The sequence below is a fragment of the Variovorax sp. AC194 genome, assembly GCF_979257995.1.
The window spans coordinates 4,645,686-4,660,071 of record NZ_OZ409823.1; the positions used below are offsets into that span (position 1 = coordinate 4,645,686).

11 protein-coding genes and 1 pseudogene are annotated in these 14,386 nt (G+C 67.1%); 1 reads left to right on the forward strand and 11 read right to left on the reverse strand.

What is annotated here, in order from left to right; translation table 11 throughout:
- Nucleotides 1-102: 102 nt before the first annotated feature.
- From ACZYRS_RS22075 to ACZYRS_RS22125, 11 genes and pseudogenes are all read right to left on the reverse strand, one after another.
- On the reverse strand, nucleotides 103-4,818 hold the full coding sequence (locus ACZYRS_RS22075; protein ID WP_463420982.1) for an autotransporter domain-containing protein: 4,716 nt from the start codon (nucleotides 4,816-4,818) through the stop codon (nucleotides 103-105).
- Nucleotides 4,819-5,375: 557 nt separating this feature from the next.
- Nucleotides 5,376-6,548 carry an MFS transporter gene (locus ACZYRS_RS22080; protein WP_332875234.1) on the reverse strand — a complete coding sequence of 391 codons (1,173 nt, stop codon included), beginning with the start codon at nucleotides 6,546-6,548 and terminating at the stop codon, nucleotides 5,376-5,378.
- 17 nt (nucleotides 6,549-6,565) lie between these two features.
- Nucleotides 6,566-7,678 (reverse strand): chorismate synthase, encoded by a 1,113-nt coding sequence (aroC, locus tag ACZYRS_RS22085; protein WP_463420983.1) that lies wholly within the window; start codon nucleotides 7,676-7,678, stop codon nucleotides 6,566-6,568.
- 33 nt (nucleotides 7,679-7,711) lie between these two features.
- Nucleotides 7,712-7,909 carry a hypothetical protein gene (locus tag ACZYRS_RS22090; RefSeq protein ID WP_093433918.1) on the reverse strand — a complete coding sequence of 66 codons (198 nt, stop codon included), beginning with the start codon at nucleotides 7,907-7,909 and terminating at the stop codon, nucleotides 7,712-7,714.
- Between the two features lie 117 nt (nucleotides 7,910-8,026).
- Complete coding sequence (locus ACZYRS_RS22095; protein ID WP_463420984.1) at nucleotides 8,027-9,103, reverse strand: hypothetical protein; 1,077 nt, start codon at nucleotides 9,101-9,103, stop codon at nucleotides 8,027-8,029.
- 63 nt (nucleotides 9,104-9,166) lie between these two features.
- A complete protein-coding gene (locus tag ACZYRS_RS22100) occupies nucleotides 9,167-10,756 on the reverse strand; it encodes an MFS transporter (RefSeq protein WP_463420985.1) in 1,590 nt (529 codons plus the stop codon).
- Entirely contained in the window at nucleotides 10,753-11,124 is a 372-nt protein-coding gene (locus ACZYRS_RS22105; RefSeq protein WP_463420986.1) for a YciI family protein, read from the reverse strand. Before ACZYRS_RS22105 ends, ACZYRS_RS22100 begins: the two co-directional genes overlap by 4 nt.
- Nucleotides 11,121-11,483 (reverse strand): YciI family protein, encoded by a 363-nt coding sequence (locus ACZYRS_RS22110; RefSeq protein ID WP_463420987.1) that lies wholly within the window; start codon nucleotides 11,481-11,483, stop codon nucleotides 11,121-11,123. Before ACZYRS_RS22110 ends, ACZYRS_RS22105 begins: the two co-directional genes overlap by 4 nt.
- Nucleotides 11,484-11,586: 103 nt before the next feature.
- Complete coding sequence (locus tag ACZYRS_RS22115) at nucleotides 11,587-12,840, reverse strand: RNA polymerase sigma factor (protein WP_463420988.1); 1,254 nt, start codon at nucleotides 12,838-12,840, stop codon at nucleotides 11,587-11,589.
- Nucleotides 12,841-12,858: 18 nt separating this feature from the next.
- Nucleotides 12,859-13,350, reverse strand: a complete 492-nt coding sequence (locus tag ACZYRS_RS22120; protein ID WP_463420989.1) for an SRPBCC family protein — start codon at nucleotides 13,348-13,350, stop codon at nucleotides 12,859-12,861.
- Nucleotides 13,351-13,496: 146 nt separating this feature from the next.
- Nucleotides 13,497-13,712 (reverse strand): annotated as a pseudogene (locus ACZYRS_RS22125) (ArsR/SmtB family transcription factor); the annotation flags it as partial.
- Between the two features lie 191 nt (nucleotides 13,713-13,903).
- On the opposite strand from ACZYRS_RS22125, the gene ACZYRS_RS22130 reads away from it, so the two are divergent.
- Nucleotides 13,904-14,326 (forward strand): cupin domain-containing protein, encoded by a 423-nt coding sequence (locus ACZYRS_RS22130; RefSeq protein WP_198785960.1) that lies wholly within the window; start codon nucleotides 13,904-13,906, stop codon nucleotides 14,324-14,326.
- Nucleotides 14,327-14,386 lie beyond the last annotated feature (60 nt).

Genomic DNA, 14,386 nt, shown 5'->3' on the forward strand with positions numbered 1-14,386 from the left:
GAAGCACTGAAAGAAACGGCAATGCCTCGCGGGGACTTTCACGAGGCAAAAAAAAGAGGCCGCTTTCGCGGCCTCTTTGTGTTCATGCCCTAGGGGCCGTCGTCAGAACTTCATCGCGAAGCTCGCACGCAGGCTCTGGTCGTTCGCCTTGGCGCCGTACCGGCCGGCGTAAGTGAGGCTCAGGTTGGCTTGCGGCGCGACCTTGAAGTTCAGGCCCGCCTCCACGAGCGCCGCATCGCGTGCGATGGGCGTGCCCTCGATCTCGAAGCTGCGCCCGCCCGCGAGGCTGAAGCGCGCGTCGGGCACCGTGTCGCCGAACGCGTGCTGCCAGCCCAGCGTGCCCTTGGCCGTGACCGGCACGCCACCCAGCGCCCACTCGGCTTGCGCGTGCAGGCCGAGCGTGGTGAAGGTGGCGTCGTTGTCCGTGCCGCTGCTGCGCAGTGCCGCCTCGCCGCCGCGTTCGTTGAACCTGTTGGTGTGCAGGTTCACGTACGCGAGATTGGCGAAGGGCTCCAGCGCGACGGCGCCGGCCTGCACCTGGTAGCCCAGTTCGCCGAAGGCCTGCGTGGTCGAGGCGCGGTACTGGGCTTCGGGCTTGCCGCTGAAGCCGCTGAAGCTCACGCTGCGCGTGGTGTCGATGTCGTGCCGCGTGTAGGCCGTGCCCAGGCGCAGCGCGAGGTCGCCCCAGCGCGAGCCGCCGTACATGCCCAGGTGGTAGTCGTCGCTCTTGGCCGAGGCGTGGCGCGCATCGGCCTGGAACGACGAGTGGCTGTAGCCGGTCATGACGCCCAGGCGCCAGGTGTCGCCCACCGCCACGTCGGCGCCGGCCGCGAAGCCGCCGATGGTGCGATCGAGCTGCGCGGCGTGGCCCCATGAGCCGAAGGTCGAGGCCCAGACGGTCGGTGTGCTCCTGCTGGCGCTGCAGCCGCTGGCGGCATCGCACGACGCATCGCGCAGGCGCTCCAGCGCGGCGCCCCGCACGAAGCGGCTGTCGTCCAGCAACGCGCCCTTGAGCGAGGCATGCACGTCGCCCGAGAGCTGGTCGAACGCGGCGCGGGCGGCTGCGTCGGTCTGCTGGTTGAGGAGGGCCGTGGTCAGCACGCTGCGCGGCGGTTGCGCCTGGGGGGCGCTGGGTGTCGCTGGCGGGGCCTCAGCCGGTGCGGATGGCTGGCTTGCAGCCGCAGCGGTCGGCTGCGTCGCAACTGGCGCAACCGGTCGGACCGCAGTCGGTGCGGTTGGCCGGACGACGACCGGTGCGGTCGGCTGAACCACAGCCGGTGCGGTTGGCTGAACCACAACTGGTGCAGTCGGCTGAACCACGACCGGCGCGGTCGGCTGAACCACAACCGGTGCAGTCGGCTGAACCACGACCGGCGCGGTCGGCTGAACCACGACCGGTGCAGTCGGCTGAACCACGACCGGTGCGGTCGGCTGAACCACGACCGGGGCTGTTGGCTGAACCACAGCCGGCGCGGTCGGCTGAACTGCAACAGGCGGTGCCGGCTCGGCCGCGGTCGGCGAGGCTGGCCGTTTGCCCGCCCGAATAAAGTTAGAAGTGGGTGGAGCGATCGGCGCAGCAGGATCGATGGCATTCGCCACGGCCGTTTGATTGGGCGTAACAGCCACCGCCGCCAGCGGCTTGGCCTGGAACGTCTCCAGGTACAGGACGTTGTCCGCTGTGCCCTGGCGCAGGCCGATGAATGCCGACAGGTCGGTGTCGCCCGTGAGGGTGTAGGCGCCCGTGATTCCGGTCTCCGCCTGGAGCACGTTGTACTTGGCACCGAGTGAGTAGTCGTGCGCCTTTGTCTTCACCACGTTCAGAACGGCGCCTTCTTCAAGCGTGGCGGCTCCGATCACGGAGATCTTGTCGGACCTGCCGAGCATCACTGGATTGACCTTGGCCTGGTAAGTCGAACCCGCCGCCTGCGCGAAGTCGCCGTTGATGATGAACGTGGCCATCCCGTCGCCGGTGCCAAGGGTGCCGCCCGGGGCGATGGTGCCGCCCGCCAGGATCCGCGTCGTCCCGATGGTGCCCTTGCCCTTGAGGGTGCCGCCGCTCGCCACCGTGATGCTCGAATCGATCAGCAGATCGTTCACCACCGAGAGCGCGCCCGCCTCGACGCGCGTGGCGCCGGTGAAAGCTGAGCCTTGGCCCACGAAGTCGAGCTGCCCCGCGCCGCGCTTGGTGAAGTTGCCCTTGCCCGACAGCGCATTGTTGAAGGCCGCATTGACCGCCTGGTCGACGACCAGTTCGCCGTCGTTGGCGATGGCGCCGCTGCCGAAGCTGGCGGCGGTGCCGGCCAGCGTACCGCCCAGGATGGCGGTGCCGCCGCTGTAGGTGTTGGCGTCGGCCAGCCGCGTGGTGCCGGCATGCACGTCGACGCTGCCCGGGCCGCTGATCACGGGCAAGAAGCGGTAGTCGGTGTTCGTGTGGTTGAACACCAGCTTGCCGGTGCCTTGGCCGAACTCGACCGTGGGCGTGTCGAGCGTGCCGGCGCCGGTGGCGGCGGCATCGGCGCCGGCGCCGATGTTCAGGGTGCCGATGGCGCCTGCTTTCTGGGCGATGGAAACCTTCGAGGCCTTGACCGAGCCGTCGTTGCCCACCGTCAGCGAACCGGTGCCCTTTGTCGCCACCTGCAAAACGCCGGTGGTGTTCCACGCCGAGCCCTTGCCGTCGACAACGACCGCGCCTTTGGCCTTCTCGTCTTTCGCCACGTCGCTGACATCGTCCGAGACTCTGCCGCCGCCGCGGATCGTCAGAGTGCCTTCGCTTCCGTCGGCAACTTCGAGTTCGCCCTGGATCTCCCACGCGGACGCAGGCCCTTCCACCAGGACCGAACCGGTGCCGCCCGGGAACATACCGATGCGTGCAGAAATCTCGCCTGTCTTCGATGCCGCGCTCTTGACCAGCCCTGCGTTGCGGATCGTCAGCGAACCGTTCCCAGCGACGCCGACTGCAAAGCCCTCATGGCTTTCCCAAGTGGAGCCGGCGCCATCGACGACGACCGCGCCCGTGCTGCCGACATAGAACGCCGTACCCGTAAGAGCCATATTGACGACCTTGCCACCCCCGCCGATTTTCAAGGTGCCGGACCCGCTGCGACCCACATACAAAATACCGTCGCTCCTCCAGAGCGAGCCATTTCCATCGACGGTGACGGAACCGTTGGCGCCGGTCTCCATGCCTATGAATGCGTGCGTGTTCGTGACTTGACCGCCGTTGGTGACCGCCAGCGAACCCGTGCCCGCGGCGCCAACGGCCAGGTCACCTGCATTCGCCCAAGTCAAGCCCTCGAAGCGTTCTGTGCCGCCCTTGGGCGCCACGAATGCACCCGCGCTGGTCACTTCGCCAGCCTTGGGCGTCAGCGGGCCGGAGCCGCCGACGCCCACGCCCAGGTCCTTGCTGCTTGCCCACAGTGAATCTTTCCCGTCGACCACGACCGCACCCGTGGAATTCGCGCGGGCTCCAATCTTTGAGCCGCCGTTCTCGACGTGTCCACCGTCGCGAATGCTCAGCGTGCCTTCGCCGGCATATCCAACGCTGAGGTCCCCTCGGTGTTGCCACGTGGAGCCGCCCCCTTGAACCACAACCGAGCCGACGGCACCCGCCTCGGAGCCAACGTGGGCGCTGCTGTGTCCATCGGCCTGGCCGCTCCTCACGACGCCGCCGGTGCCGATCGCCAACGAGCCGGTGCCACGGGCTCCCACGAAGAGACTGCCCCCACTGGCCCACACGGAATCCTTGCCATCGACGGCGACTTTGCCCACGCCGTTTTGCTGCGCGGCGATCTGCACCACGCCGTCGTTGACGACCCGCGCGCCGTCGCGAACGCTCAGCGTGCCTTCGCCAAACTGGCCGACGTCGAGCCTGCCCTTGCTCTCCCACACAGAGCCAGGCCCTTGCACCTGCACCGAGCCCGCGGCACCCGCATAGCCGCCGATCACGCCACTGACTGCGCCATCAGCCTCCGCGCTCGTCACGGCCCCCCCGTTCCTGATCGTCAGCGAGCCGGCTCCCCGCCCGCCTACGTTCAGGCCTGCGCTGCTCGTCCAGGTCGAGCCCGTGCCATCGACGGTGACCGTGCCCTTGGACTTCTCCAGGTTGCCGACGATGGCCGTGTCGTTGGTGACATGCCCACCCTCAAGAAGAGTCAACGTGCCTTCACCCTTCTGCCCGACAACGAGTTCTCCCTTGTTCTCCCATGCGGACCCCTGCCCCTGCACCTGGACCGACCCGACACCGCCCGCCTCGGTGCCAATGGAGCCACCGACATTGCCGTCGGCACTGACGCTCTTCACGACGCCTGCACCACTGATCATCAACGTCCCTGTGCCGCGGCCACCCACAACGAGATCCTTGCCGTTCGCCCACACGGAGTCCTTGCCATCGACATGGACCGTGCCATTGGATTTGTTGGCCGCTGCGATGGCGCCGGAGACGCTGGAGACACGTCCGGCGTCATGCAGGCTCAGCGCGGCCGACCCCCCGCTCGCCGTGCCGACCTTGGCGATGGCCGCTTCCAGTTTGCCCGCCGAGACGGTCAGTTCGCCCTTGGTTACCGCAAGGTCGCGGATGGCCGCCGAGGTGGCAGCGCCGATCGCCGGCGTGAAGGTGGCACCGCCAACCGTCACGTCGTCCGTGACACCCGGAACGCCCGCGGGGTTCCAGTTGGCTGCGTCGGACCAGTCGGTGCTGACCGAGCCTTGCCAAACGACCGCATGGGCCAGGGGGACAAATACACCCGCCAGCGAGGTGATGAAAAGCGAGGTGAAAAGGCGCGGTACGGTCCGGCGTGGTTTGAAATTCTTTGGGATCACGGTCAGGGCTCGATTCGGTTTTGAAAAGGCAAATCGCCTTTTGCCCTTTGAATAATCAAAAGACAAACTTTATTCAGCAGGCAAAAGCCCACGGGCCCAACGCCATGAATAACGATTGATTTGCCGCACGACGGACGCGTGCGCGCTCGCGTTCTCGAGCGTTCACAGAGGAGGATCGCCGCAGTCGGGCATCTCCCTGTCCGGAATCGACTTTAGGAGTTCGTGGAATTAGAGCGGAATTGAATTGGCATCGAAAGCAATATTCAGGACGTTTGCCACGCAACAACCGTCTCGAGTGCCAAAGATCGCACAGATAGACAAGGTGCGATGTTTCCTTTTTGCCGCAGGCGTCCGGCCATTAATTCTCAAAAGAATTAATAGGTTCCATTCATTGAATGCCTGATCTGAGAAAAATTGCAAACAACCAATTCCAATGCACGCGCCTCGGTGCAATTGAAAAGCTCGCGGGCGCGGCGCCCGACAGGCGCAAGACGCGCGACGCACGACGCACGACGGAATGGGGTTGGGAACGCGCCTGCGCCGGGCTCGGGCCGGGCCTAAGCGCCCGCGCGCTCGGCCTGCTCCAGCCGCACCACCCGCCACGCGCAGAGGCTCCCCACCACCGCCAGCAGCGCCGCGGCCGTGAACATCGCGCGGTAGCCGAACTCCTGCGCGACCGCGCCGCCCAGCAGCACGCCCAGCACGCCGCCAAAGCCGTAGCCGATCACGGTGAAGAGCGCCTGCCCCCTGCCGCGCAGCCGCCCCGGAAAGCGCCGCGACACCACCGCGATGCAGGTGGTGTGGTGCGCCGCGAAGCTGAGCGCGTGCAGCCATTGCGCGACGACCAGCGCGGCGATGAAGCCGCCCAGGCCCGCCGTGAGCCCCAGGCGCGCGACCGCCGCGATGCCGCACACCAGCATCCAGCGCGGCATCGGCAAGAGGCCGATGAGCCGGCCCTGCAGGTAGAACCAGACGATCTCGGCCACCACCGACAGCGCCCACAAAAGGCCGATGGTGCTCTTGGTGTAGCCGATCGAATCCAGGTACAGCGAGAAGAACGCGTACACCGAGAAGTGCGACATCACCTGAAAGAACAGCGCCGCGAAGAACCACCGCACCACGGGGCTCTGCAGCACGGGCCCGATGGGTTCGCGCGCGGCGTCGTGCGCGGCCACGGGCTCGCGCACGTCGGGGAGCTTCATCGTCGCGACGAGCACGATGGCCAGCGTGCCGGCGGCCCAGGCCGGAAAGTGCTTCATGCCGAAGCGATCGAACCACTCGCCCGCCACGAACACGGTGACCAGGAAGCCGGCCGAGCCGCACAGGCGTATGCGCCCGTAGCGGCCCCAGTCGCCGGCCACCAGCTGCGCCATGGCCGCCTCGGTGAGCGACATCATCGAGCTGGTGTGGGTGAACATGACCAGCAGCACCAGCGCGAGCCACCACGCGCCGCCGTGCCACCAGAGCCCGAAGGAGCTCGCCAGCGCCACCGCCGCGCTGAAGCGCAGCAGCATCACGCGGTGGCCGGTGTGGTCGCTGAGCGCGCCCCAGGCGTAGGGCGCGAACACGCGCGTGACCGACTGCACCGAGGCCAGCAGGCTGATCGTGAAGATCGGCAGCCCCAGGTCCTTGAGCCACAGCGGCAGGTAGGGGTTGAAGAAACCGATGTGCGCGAAATAGCTGGCCGACAGACCAGCGAATGCCAGCAGGTGGCCGCGCTGGGCGGCCACGGGTGGCGGGGCTTGCACTAGAGGAAGGAGGCCTGCGGGGACGCGGCTTCGCTCTTCTGGGCGTCCGTCTGCACGTCACCGCACTGGGCGCGGTTGCGCAGCACGTGCTCCATCACCACCAGCGCGAGCATCGCCTCGGCGATGGGCGTGGCGCGGATGCCCACGCACGGGTCGTGGCGGCCCTTGGTGACCACCTCGACGGGGTTGTTGTGGATGTCGATCGACTGGCGCGGGCTGATGATCGAGCTGGTGGGCTTGATCGCGATGCTCACCTCCAGGTCTTGCCCCGAGCTGATGCCGCCCAGGATGCCGCCCGCGTTGTTGGTGACGAAGCCGGTCGGCGTGATCGAGTCGCCGTGCGTGGTGCCGCGCTGGGTGACGCTGTCCCAGCCGGCGCCGATTTCCACGGCCTTCACCGCGTTGATGCCCATCATCGCGTAGGCGATTTCTGCATCGAGCTTGTCGAAGAGCGGCTCGCCCAGGCCCATGGGCACGTTGGTGGCCGTGACGCGGATGCGCGCGCCGCACGAATCGCCCGCTTTGCGCAGGCGATCCATGTAGGCCTCCAGTTCGCTCACGTCGGCGATGGGGGCGAAGAAGGGGTTGTTGGGCACGTGGTCCCAGCTCTCGAAGGGAATGGCGATGTCGCCGATCTGCGTCATGCAGCCGCGAAACACCATGCCGTATTTTTCGGCGAGCCATTTCTTGGCGACTGCGCCCGCTGCGACCATGGGCGCCGTGAGCCGCGCCGAGGAGCGCCCGCCGCCGCGCGGATCGCGGATGCCGTATTTCTTCCAGTAGGTGAAGTCGGCGTGGCCGGGGCGGAACTGCTGGGCGATCTGCCCGTAGTCCTTGCTGCGCTGGTCGGTGTTCTGGATCAGGAGGGCGATCGGGGTGCCGGTGGTCTTGCCCTCGTACACGCCGGAGAGGATCTGCACCGCATCGGGTTCGTTGCGCTGGGTGACGTGGCGGCTGGTGCCGGGGCGGCGGCGGTCCAGGTCGCCCTGGATGTCCGCCTCGCTCAATGCCATGCCCGGGGGGCAGCCGTCGATGACGCAGCCGATGGCCGGGCCGTGCGATTCGCCGAAATTGGTGACCGCGAAGAGTGTTCCGAAAGTGTTGCCGCTCATGGCCGGGATTATCCCTACAAAGCGGCGGCCCCCTCAGGAGGCCGTGCTTTCGGAGGCGCCTTCCAGGCGCTTGGTGAGCGCGCCCACCTGCAGCTCGATGGAGAACAGCCGCTCGTTCAGCACGGCCGTCTGCAGCCGGATCGCCTCGATGATGGCCTTGGTCTGCGGATCGGTGGTGTTCTCGCAGAGTTCGGCCAGGTCGTGCAGCTTCTTGCGCAGTTCGTTGCTCATGGGAGGCTCCGGTGGTCTCGTCGTGGAAGCCCCAGTATGGGTGTTCGTCAGCGCTCCGGCAATGCGGGGTTCACTAGGAAACAGCGACTCGTCCGTCGAAGAATCACGCAGCAATTTTTACTTGCGCCCACCCACGTCAGCAAATCGCACGGTCCACATAACCACGTCCTCCTTCTTCAGGACGAGCCTTATGACAGGTTGCGTAGTCGCTAAATCGGTCACTGATTTTTCGACAAGCACCTGCGCTCCGATCCGCGAGCGGATCGTCACGCCCCGGAGGATCCCGGTCGCGTCCGACGATGACATGAAGCACCGCAGGTCTGTGGATGACGTCAATGACATTGATCGGCACACGTCGGCTTTGACCAGTAGATCAACATTCTTTATTTCTCCGAATCCGAGCAACCGCATCGTGCTCGAAGGGAGCTCGGAAAAATTTCCCGTTAACAGCACTAGCAGGACAAATGCAACCAAGCCTGAAAGCGGTGCAAATATCCAGGCTTGCTTCTTAGAAAGAAAGGAAGTGGCGACGTTGATGCCGACGAGCAGAAGCATCCAAACCGCGACCACAAGAACAATCAGCCACGAAGAATGGTGACTCCCTGCTGAAAAACGAATCGCAAGCTGGAGCGCTGTAAGAGTTCCGAGGAGCCACGCCAAGGCGCTGAGACTGAGCAAAAAAATGCTCTCGAGCCCCGCAGGCCCTTCAACCTTTGGCATGGGGACCCCATCGACTCTCTGCAGGGTTTTGCTCAGGTAGAAAACCCGCCACACAACGGCGCCGACCGCCAACGCGATGAAGCTGAACATCAGATACGGGGCTATAGGCACGACCTCATCTTCATAAAACCAGACGAGGGCCACGATCGACATCGGAAACACAACGCCAGAAGCGGCAACCGTCGCCAAAGTCCACCACTCAGGTGGTAGCGCCGACTCGTCAAGCGCGTATTGAGTGACTACACCAGGCAGTACCGCCATGAAAACAAAGGCAGTGATGGTTCCCAAGCCGACAAGGGCAACGGAAACGAGCAACGCGGTTGAACTGGCGAGATCCACATCCGGCATGAACCCGATCTGTACGAAGAAGACAAGGACAAACAGTCCGCCGACTGTCATCACCGTGGTCGCAAATGTCTTTATTGGATTAGTGAGAACGAAATTCCAGAGAGGCTTTTTGTCATCTTTCATCATTTGCGATCAGGCAGTTTTCCCTCTTCGACGATAACTGCTTGAGCGCCTCATCCTGCCGAGTTTTTACTCTGGGCAATTCACACTGGCCGGCACTGACGCACCAGATCTCATGGCTCTTGGCAGCCGAAAGGCGACGAGGCCGGCCACGATGAGAAGCACCGCGGCGCAGATGCCGGCCGTCAGGCGCAGGCCGTGCAGCAGCGCGGCGCGGCCCGCGTCTAGCAGCTCGGTGCCCGCGCTGCCCGTGAGTTGGCCAGCGAGCGCGACCGCCCCGCCGAGCGTGCTGCGCGCGGCCTCGACCTCTACCGCGCCCGCCAGCCCCGCGGGCACCGCATCGGCCATCGTGCTGCGGTAGATCGCCGCGCCGATGCTGCCGAGGATCGCGATGCCCAGCGCGCCGCCGAATTCCGAACTGGTCTCCGAAATGGCCGAGGCCACGCCGGCCCGCTCGGGCGGCGCGCTGCCCACCACCACGTCGGTGGCCAGCGTGAACACCGGCGCGAGGCCCAGCGACGAGATGACCGCGCTCGCGACCAGCCACGCGAGCCCGCCCTGCGCGGCGGACGCGGGCAGCACCACGAGCATCGCGAACCCCACCGCCGCCACGGCCAGCCCGCCGCCCATCACGTAGGCCGGGCGCATGCGCCGCACGAGCGCCGAGACGACCATCGAGCCGACGATGAAGGCGCCCGCGCCCGGCACGCTCCACAGGCCCGCATGCAGCGGCGACATGCCCAGCACCAGCTGCAGGTACTGCGCGTTGTACAGAAAGAGCCCGAACATCACGAAGCACGCGAGCATGTAGGCCGCGAGCGAGACGGTGAAGGCCGGCAGGCGAAAGAGCTGCAGGTCGATCATCGGATTGGCGAGCCGCTTCTGCCGCCGCGCGAACACCCAGCCGAGCGCCGCGCCCACCGCGATCGACAGCGCGGGCACGACGCCCGGCCCGTGCTCGGCGATCTGCTTGATGCCGTAGATGACCGCCAGCACCGCGCCCAGCGACAGCGCCACGCTGGCCAGGTCGAGCCGCCCCGCATCGGGGTCGCGGTACTCGGGCAGAAGGATCGGCCCGAGCACCAGCAGCAGCACCATCACCGGCACGCCGATGAGAAACACCGAGCCCCACGGAAAGAACTGCAGCAGCACCCCGCCCAGCACCGGGCCGATGACGGCGCCGGCCGAATAGCTCGATATCCACACGCCGATGGCCACGGTGCGCTGCGCCGGGTCGAGGAACATGTTGCGGATCAGCGAGAGCGTCGAGGGCGCGAGCGTCGCGCCCGCCACGCCGAGCAGCGCGCGCGTGGCGATGAGCATGTTCGCGCTGGTGGAAAACGCCGCCAGCACCGAGGCGATGCCGAACGCGGCCGCGCCGATCAGGAGCAGCCGGCGCCGCCCGATGCGGTCGCCCAGCGTGCCCATGGTGACCAGGAGGCCCGCAACGAAGAAGCCGTAGATGTCGACGATCCACAAGAGCTGCGAGGCCGTGGGCTTGAGCTCCTCGCTGATCGAGGGGATCGCGAGGTTCAGCACCGTGAGGTCCATCGAATAGAGCATGCACGGCAGCGCGATGACGGCCAGGCCGGTCCATTCGCGCACCGTGGCACGCGCAGGGGGCGCGGCGGGCGGCGTCGCGGGCGGCGCGCCGCTCATGGCGTTCGCTCCGCGCCGCGCGTGCTGCCCTTCACGCGCCGCACTTCGACGCTGCTGAAACGCGCGGACGGAATGCCGGCCGCGAGTTCGAGCGCCTCTTCGTCGCTGCCGGCTTCGACCAGGTAGAAGCCGCCGAGGTATTCGCTGGTTTCGGCGAACGGGCCGTCGGTGACCGAGAGCTTGTTGCGGCGCATGCGCACGACGGTCGCCGTCTCGGCGGGCTGCAGCGCCTCGGAGGCGACGAGCTTGCCGCGGGCCTGGAGGGCGTGGTCGTAGTCGAGGTGTTCGTTCACGTAGTGGTCCATTTCGCGGGGAGAGAAGTGCGCGGTCTCGGCGTCGGTGCCGTAGATGATGCAGAGGTACCTCATGCCGCTCTCCTTTCGAGGGTTTCCACAGGCCGGACTTCGATGGCGCCGTAGCGCGCCATCGGAATGCGCCCCGCCAGCTGGATCGCCGCATTGAGGTCGCGCGCCTCGATGAGGATGAAGCCGCCGAGCTGCTCGCGCGCCTCGGCGAACGGGCCGTCGACGTGGGAGCGCTTGCCGCCGCGCACCTGCACGACCTTGGCAGTCTTCACGGGTTCGAGCGCGTTCGAGGCGATGTAGTGGCCGGCCCGCTCGAGCGCGCGGTCATAGGCGGCCGATTCGTCGCCCAGCGCCTTGAGTTCATCGGGCGGCATCGTGTCGATCACCGCTTCGTCGTAGTGAACGAGGCAGAGGTATTTCATGGCGGTATCTCCTTGAAAAGGGAATGAAGGGAATGTAGACACCACTGGTCGATTGGCCATGGCGGAAATCGACATGTCCGGCACACCTGATCCAAAAAAATTTCTACTTGAGGTGCAGCAGGGTCAGTTGCCGCTCCAGGAATTTCCGCTCGGGCAGCTGATGCGCCAGCGACAGCGCACGCTCGTAGGCGCCGCGCGCGTCGCCGATGCGCCCGAGGCGCCGGCACAGTTCGGCGCGGGCGCCGTGGGCCAGGTGGTAGTCGGCCAGCTCGCCGCGCGCGAGCAGCGCATCGATGAGCGCCAGCCCCGCCGCGGGCCCGTCGCGCATGGCGATGGCGGCGGCGCGGTTGAGCTCGGCCACGGGCGAGGGGTCCAGGCGCAGCAGCACGTCGTAGAGGCCGACGATCTGCGGCCAGTCGGTGGTGGCGGCATCCTCGGCTTCCGCATGCACGGCGGCGATGGCGGCCTGCAGCGCGTAGGGGCCGAAGCGGCGCGACAGCAGCGCGCGCTCGACCAGCGCCGCGCCCTCTTCGATCTGCGCGCGATGCCAGAGGCGGCGGTCCTGCGCATCGAGCAGCACGAGCTCGCCGCCCGGCGAGGTGCGGGCCGCGCGGCGCGAGTCGTGCAGCAGCATCAGCGCGAGCAGGCCGAGCGCCTCGGGGTCGGGCAGTAGGCCGGCGAGCAGGCGGCCCAGCCGGATCGCCTCGGCCGAGAGATCGGCGCGCGTGACGCTCTCGCCCGACGAGGCCGCATAGCCCTCGTTGAACACCAGGTACACCACGCGCAGCACCGCATCGAGCCGCTCGGGCAGCTCTGCCAGCGAAGGCACCTGGTACGGAATGCGCGCATCGCGGATGCGGGCCTTGGCGCGCACGATGCGCTGCGCGATGGTGGGCGCGGGCACGAGAAAGGCGCGGGCGATTTCCTCGGTCGCGAGGCCGCACACCTCGCGCAGCGTGAGCGCCACCTGCGCATCGGGCGCGAGCGCCGGGTGGCAGCAGGTGAAGACCAGGCGCAGGCGATCGTCTTCGAGGTCTTCGGTGCTGTCGTCGTCCCATGCCGGGGCGGGATCGGCCAGCGCCGCGGTGTGCTCGGCCGCGTCGTCCCACGCGGTGAAGCGCGCCTGCCGGCGGATGCCGTCGATGGACTTGAAGCGCCCCGCCGACACCAGCCAGGCGCGCGGGTTCGCGGGCACGCCATCGCGCGGCCATTGTTCGAGGGCGCTGCGGAAGGCGTCGTGCAGCGCCTCTTCGGCCAGGTCGAAATCGCCGAGCAGGCGCACCAGCGTGGCGAAGATGCGGCGCGACTCGGTGCGGTAGATCGCGTCGAGCGTGTCGGCGATCGGTGCGGTGGTCATGCGGTGGTCATGCGGTGTTCATGCGGTTGCGCCGTGCAGCCGCTGTTCGAGCTTGACGAGGGCGCCGCTCCAGCCGTGCGCGTGCGCGTCGCGCGCCGCCTGGTCGAAGAACTGCTCGTGCATCAGCACCAGTTCGCAGCCGTTGCCATCGGGCTCGATCTGCACGGTGACGCGCGATTCGCGCTCGGGCGTGCTGCGCCAGGCCCAGCTGAAGACCAGCTTGCGGTTGGGCACGATCTCCAGGTAGGTGCCGCTCACGTCGTGCGTCTGGCCGTCGTCGGCGAGCATGGTCACGCGAAAGCGCCCGCCGACGCGCAGGTCGATTTCAACGAGCGGCACCGAGACGATTTCGCCGGGGCCGAACCAGAGCCTCAGCGCTTGCGGGTCGGTCCACGCGCGCCAGACCTTGTCGGGCGCGACGCGGTAGTGCCGGCGGAGGGTGAGCGCGGGGCGCCCTTGTTCTTCGGCTTCTCGGTCGGGATGGGGGTCGGGGTCGGCAGGGTGTGCCATTCGGTCTCCTCCTGTTGGTAGAGAAAGCGCGCCAGTGCATCGAGGCGCCCGGTCCAGAATTTCTCGTAGCGCGTGAGCCACACGGCCGCCTCCTGCAGCGGCCGGGGCGACAACTCGCAGCGCACGATGCGGCCCTCTTTCGTGCGGGAGATGAGGCCTGCGTTCTCCAGCACGCGCAGGTGCTTCATGAAGCCGGTGAGCGACATGCCGTGCGGCGCGGACAGCTCGGTGATGCTGAGGCTGCGCTCGCCCAGGGTTTCGAGCACGGTGCGGCGCGTGGGGTCGGACAGCGCGGCAAAAACAGCGTCGAGGGTGGCGGCGTCAAGGGTGGCTGCTTCGGGCGGGGCGGCGGGGTGAACCATGCGGTTGAGTATGGGAAGGGGGTCGGGGAGCGTCAAGGGTGTTCATCGAGGGCTGAGGTGGCGTGAATGCCGTGGGCCCTCACCCCGCCCTCTCCCAGAGGGAGAGGGAGAAAGTCAAGAAGCGCCCCCATCGTCAGGAACGCTTTATGCGTGCTGCGCCGCAACACAACCACCCTGCGAAGGAGCGCCCCATGCTGGACCGTACCGCCACCCAGTTCTCCCACGTCAAGCCCGGCGACACCGAGTTCGTGCCGGGGGGCCTGCGCGATTTCTTCGTGTACCGCGACCTGGGCGTGGCCGAGGCCACCAACGGCAAGGTCATCGCGCATCTGGTCAAGGCCAACATGGCACCGGAAACGGGCACCGGCTGGCACCGCCACGAGGCGGACTTCCAGATCGTCATCATGGTCAAGGGCTGGGCCCGCTTCATGTACGAGGACAAGGAAACCCTGGTCGAGGCCGGCGACGTGGTGCACCAGCGGCCGGGCATCCGGCACTTCTTGTTCGACTACTCGCCCGACATGGAGTACCTGGAGATCGTCTCGCCGGCGGACTTCAAGAGCATCGACGTCGAGCCGGTGTGCGAGATTCCGCCGCCCACGCCCTGGCCCTGAAAACGCACTGTTGGGCGCAAGCAAGAGCGCCGATAAACTCCTCGCGTCTCACAAAAACCG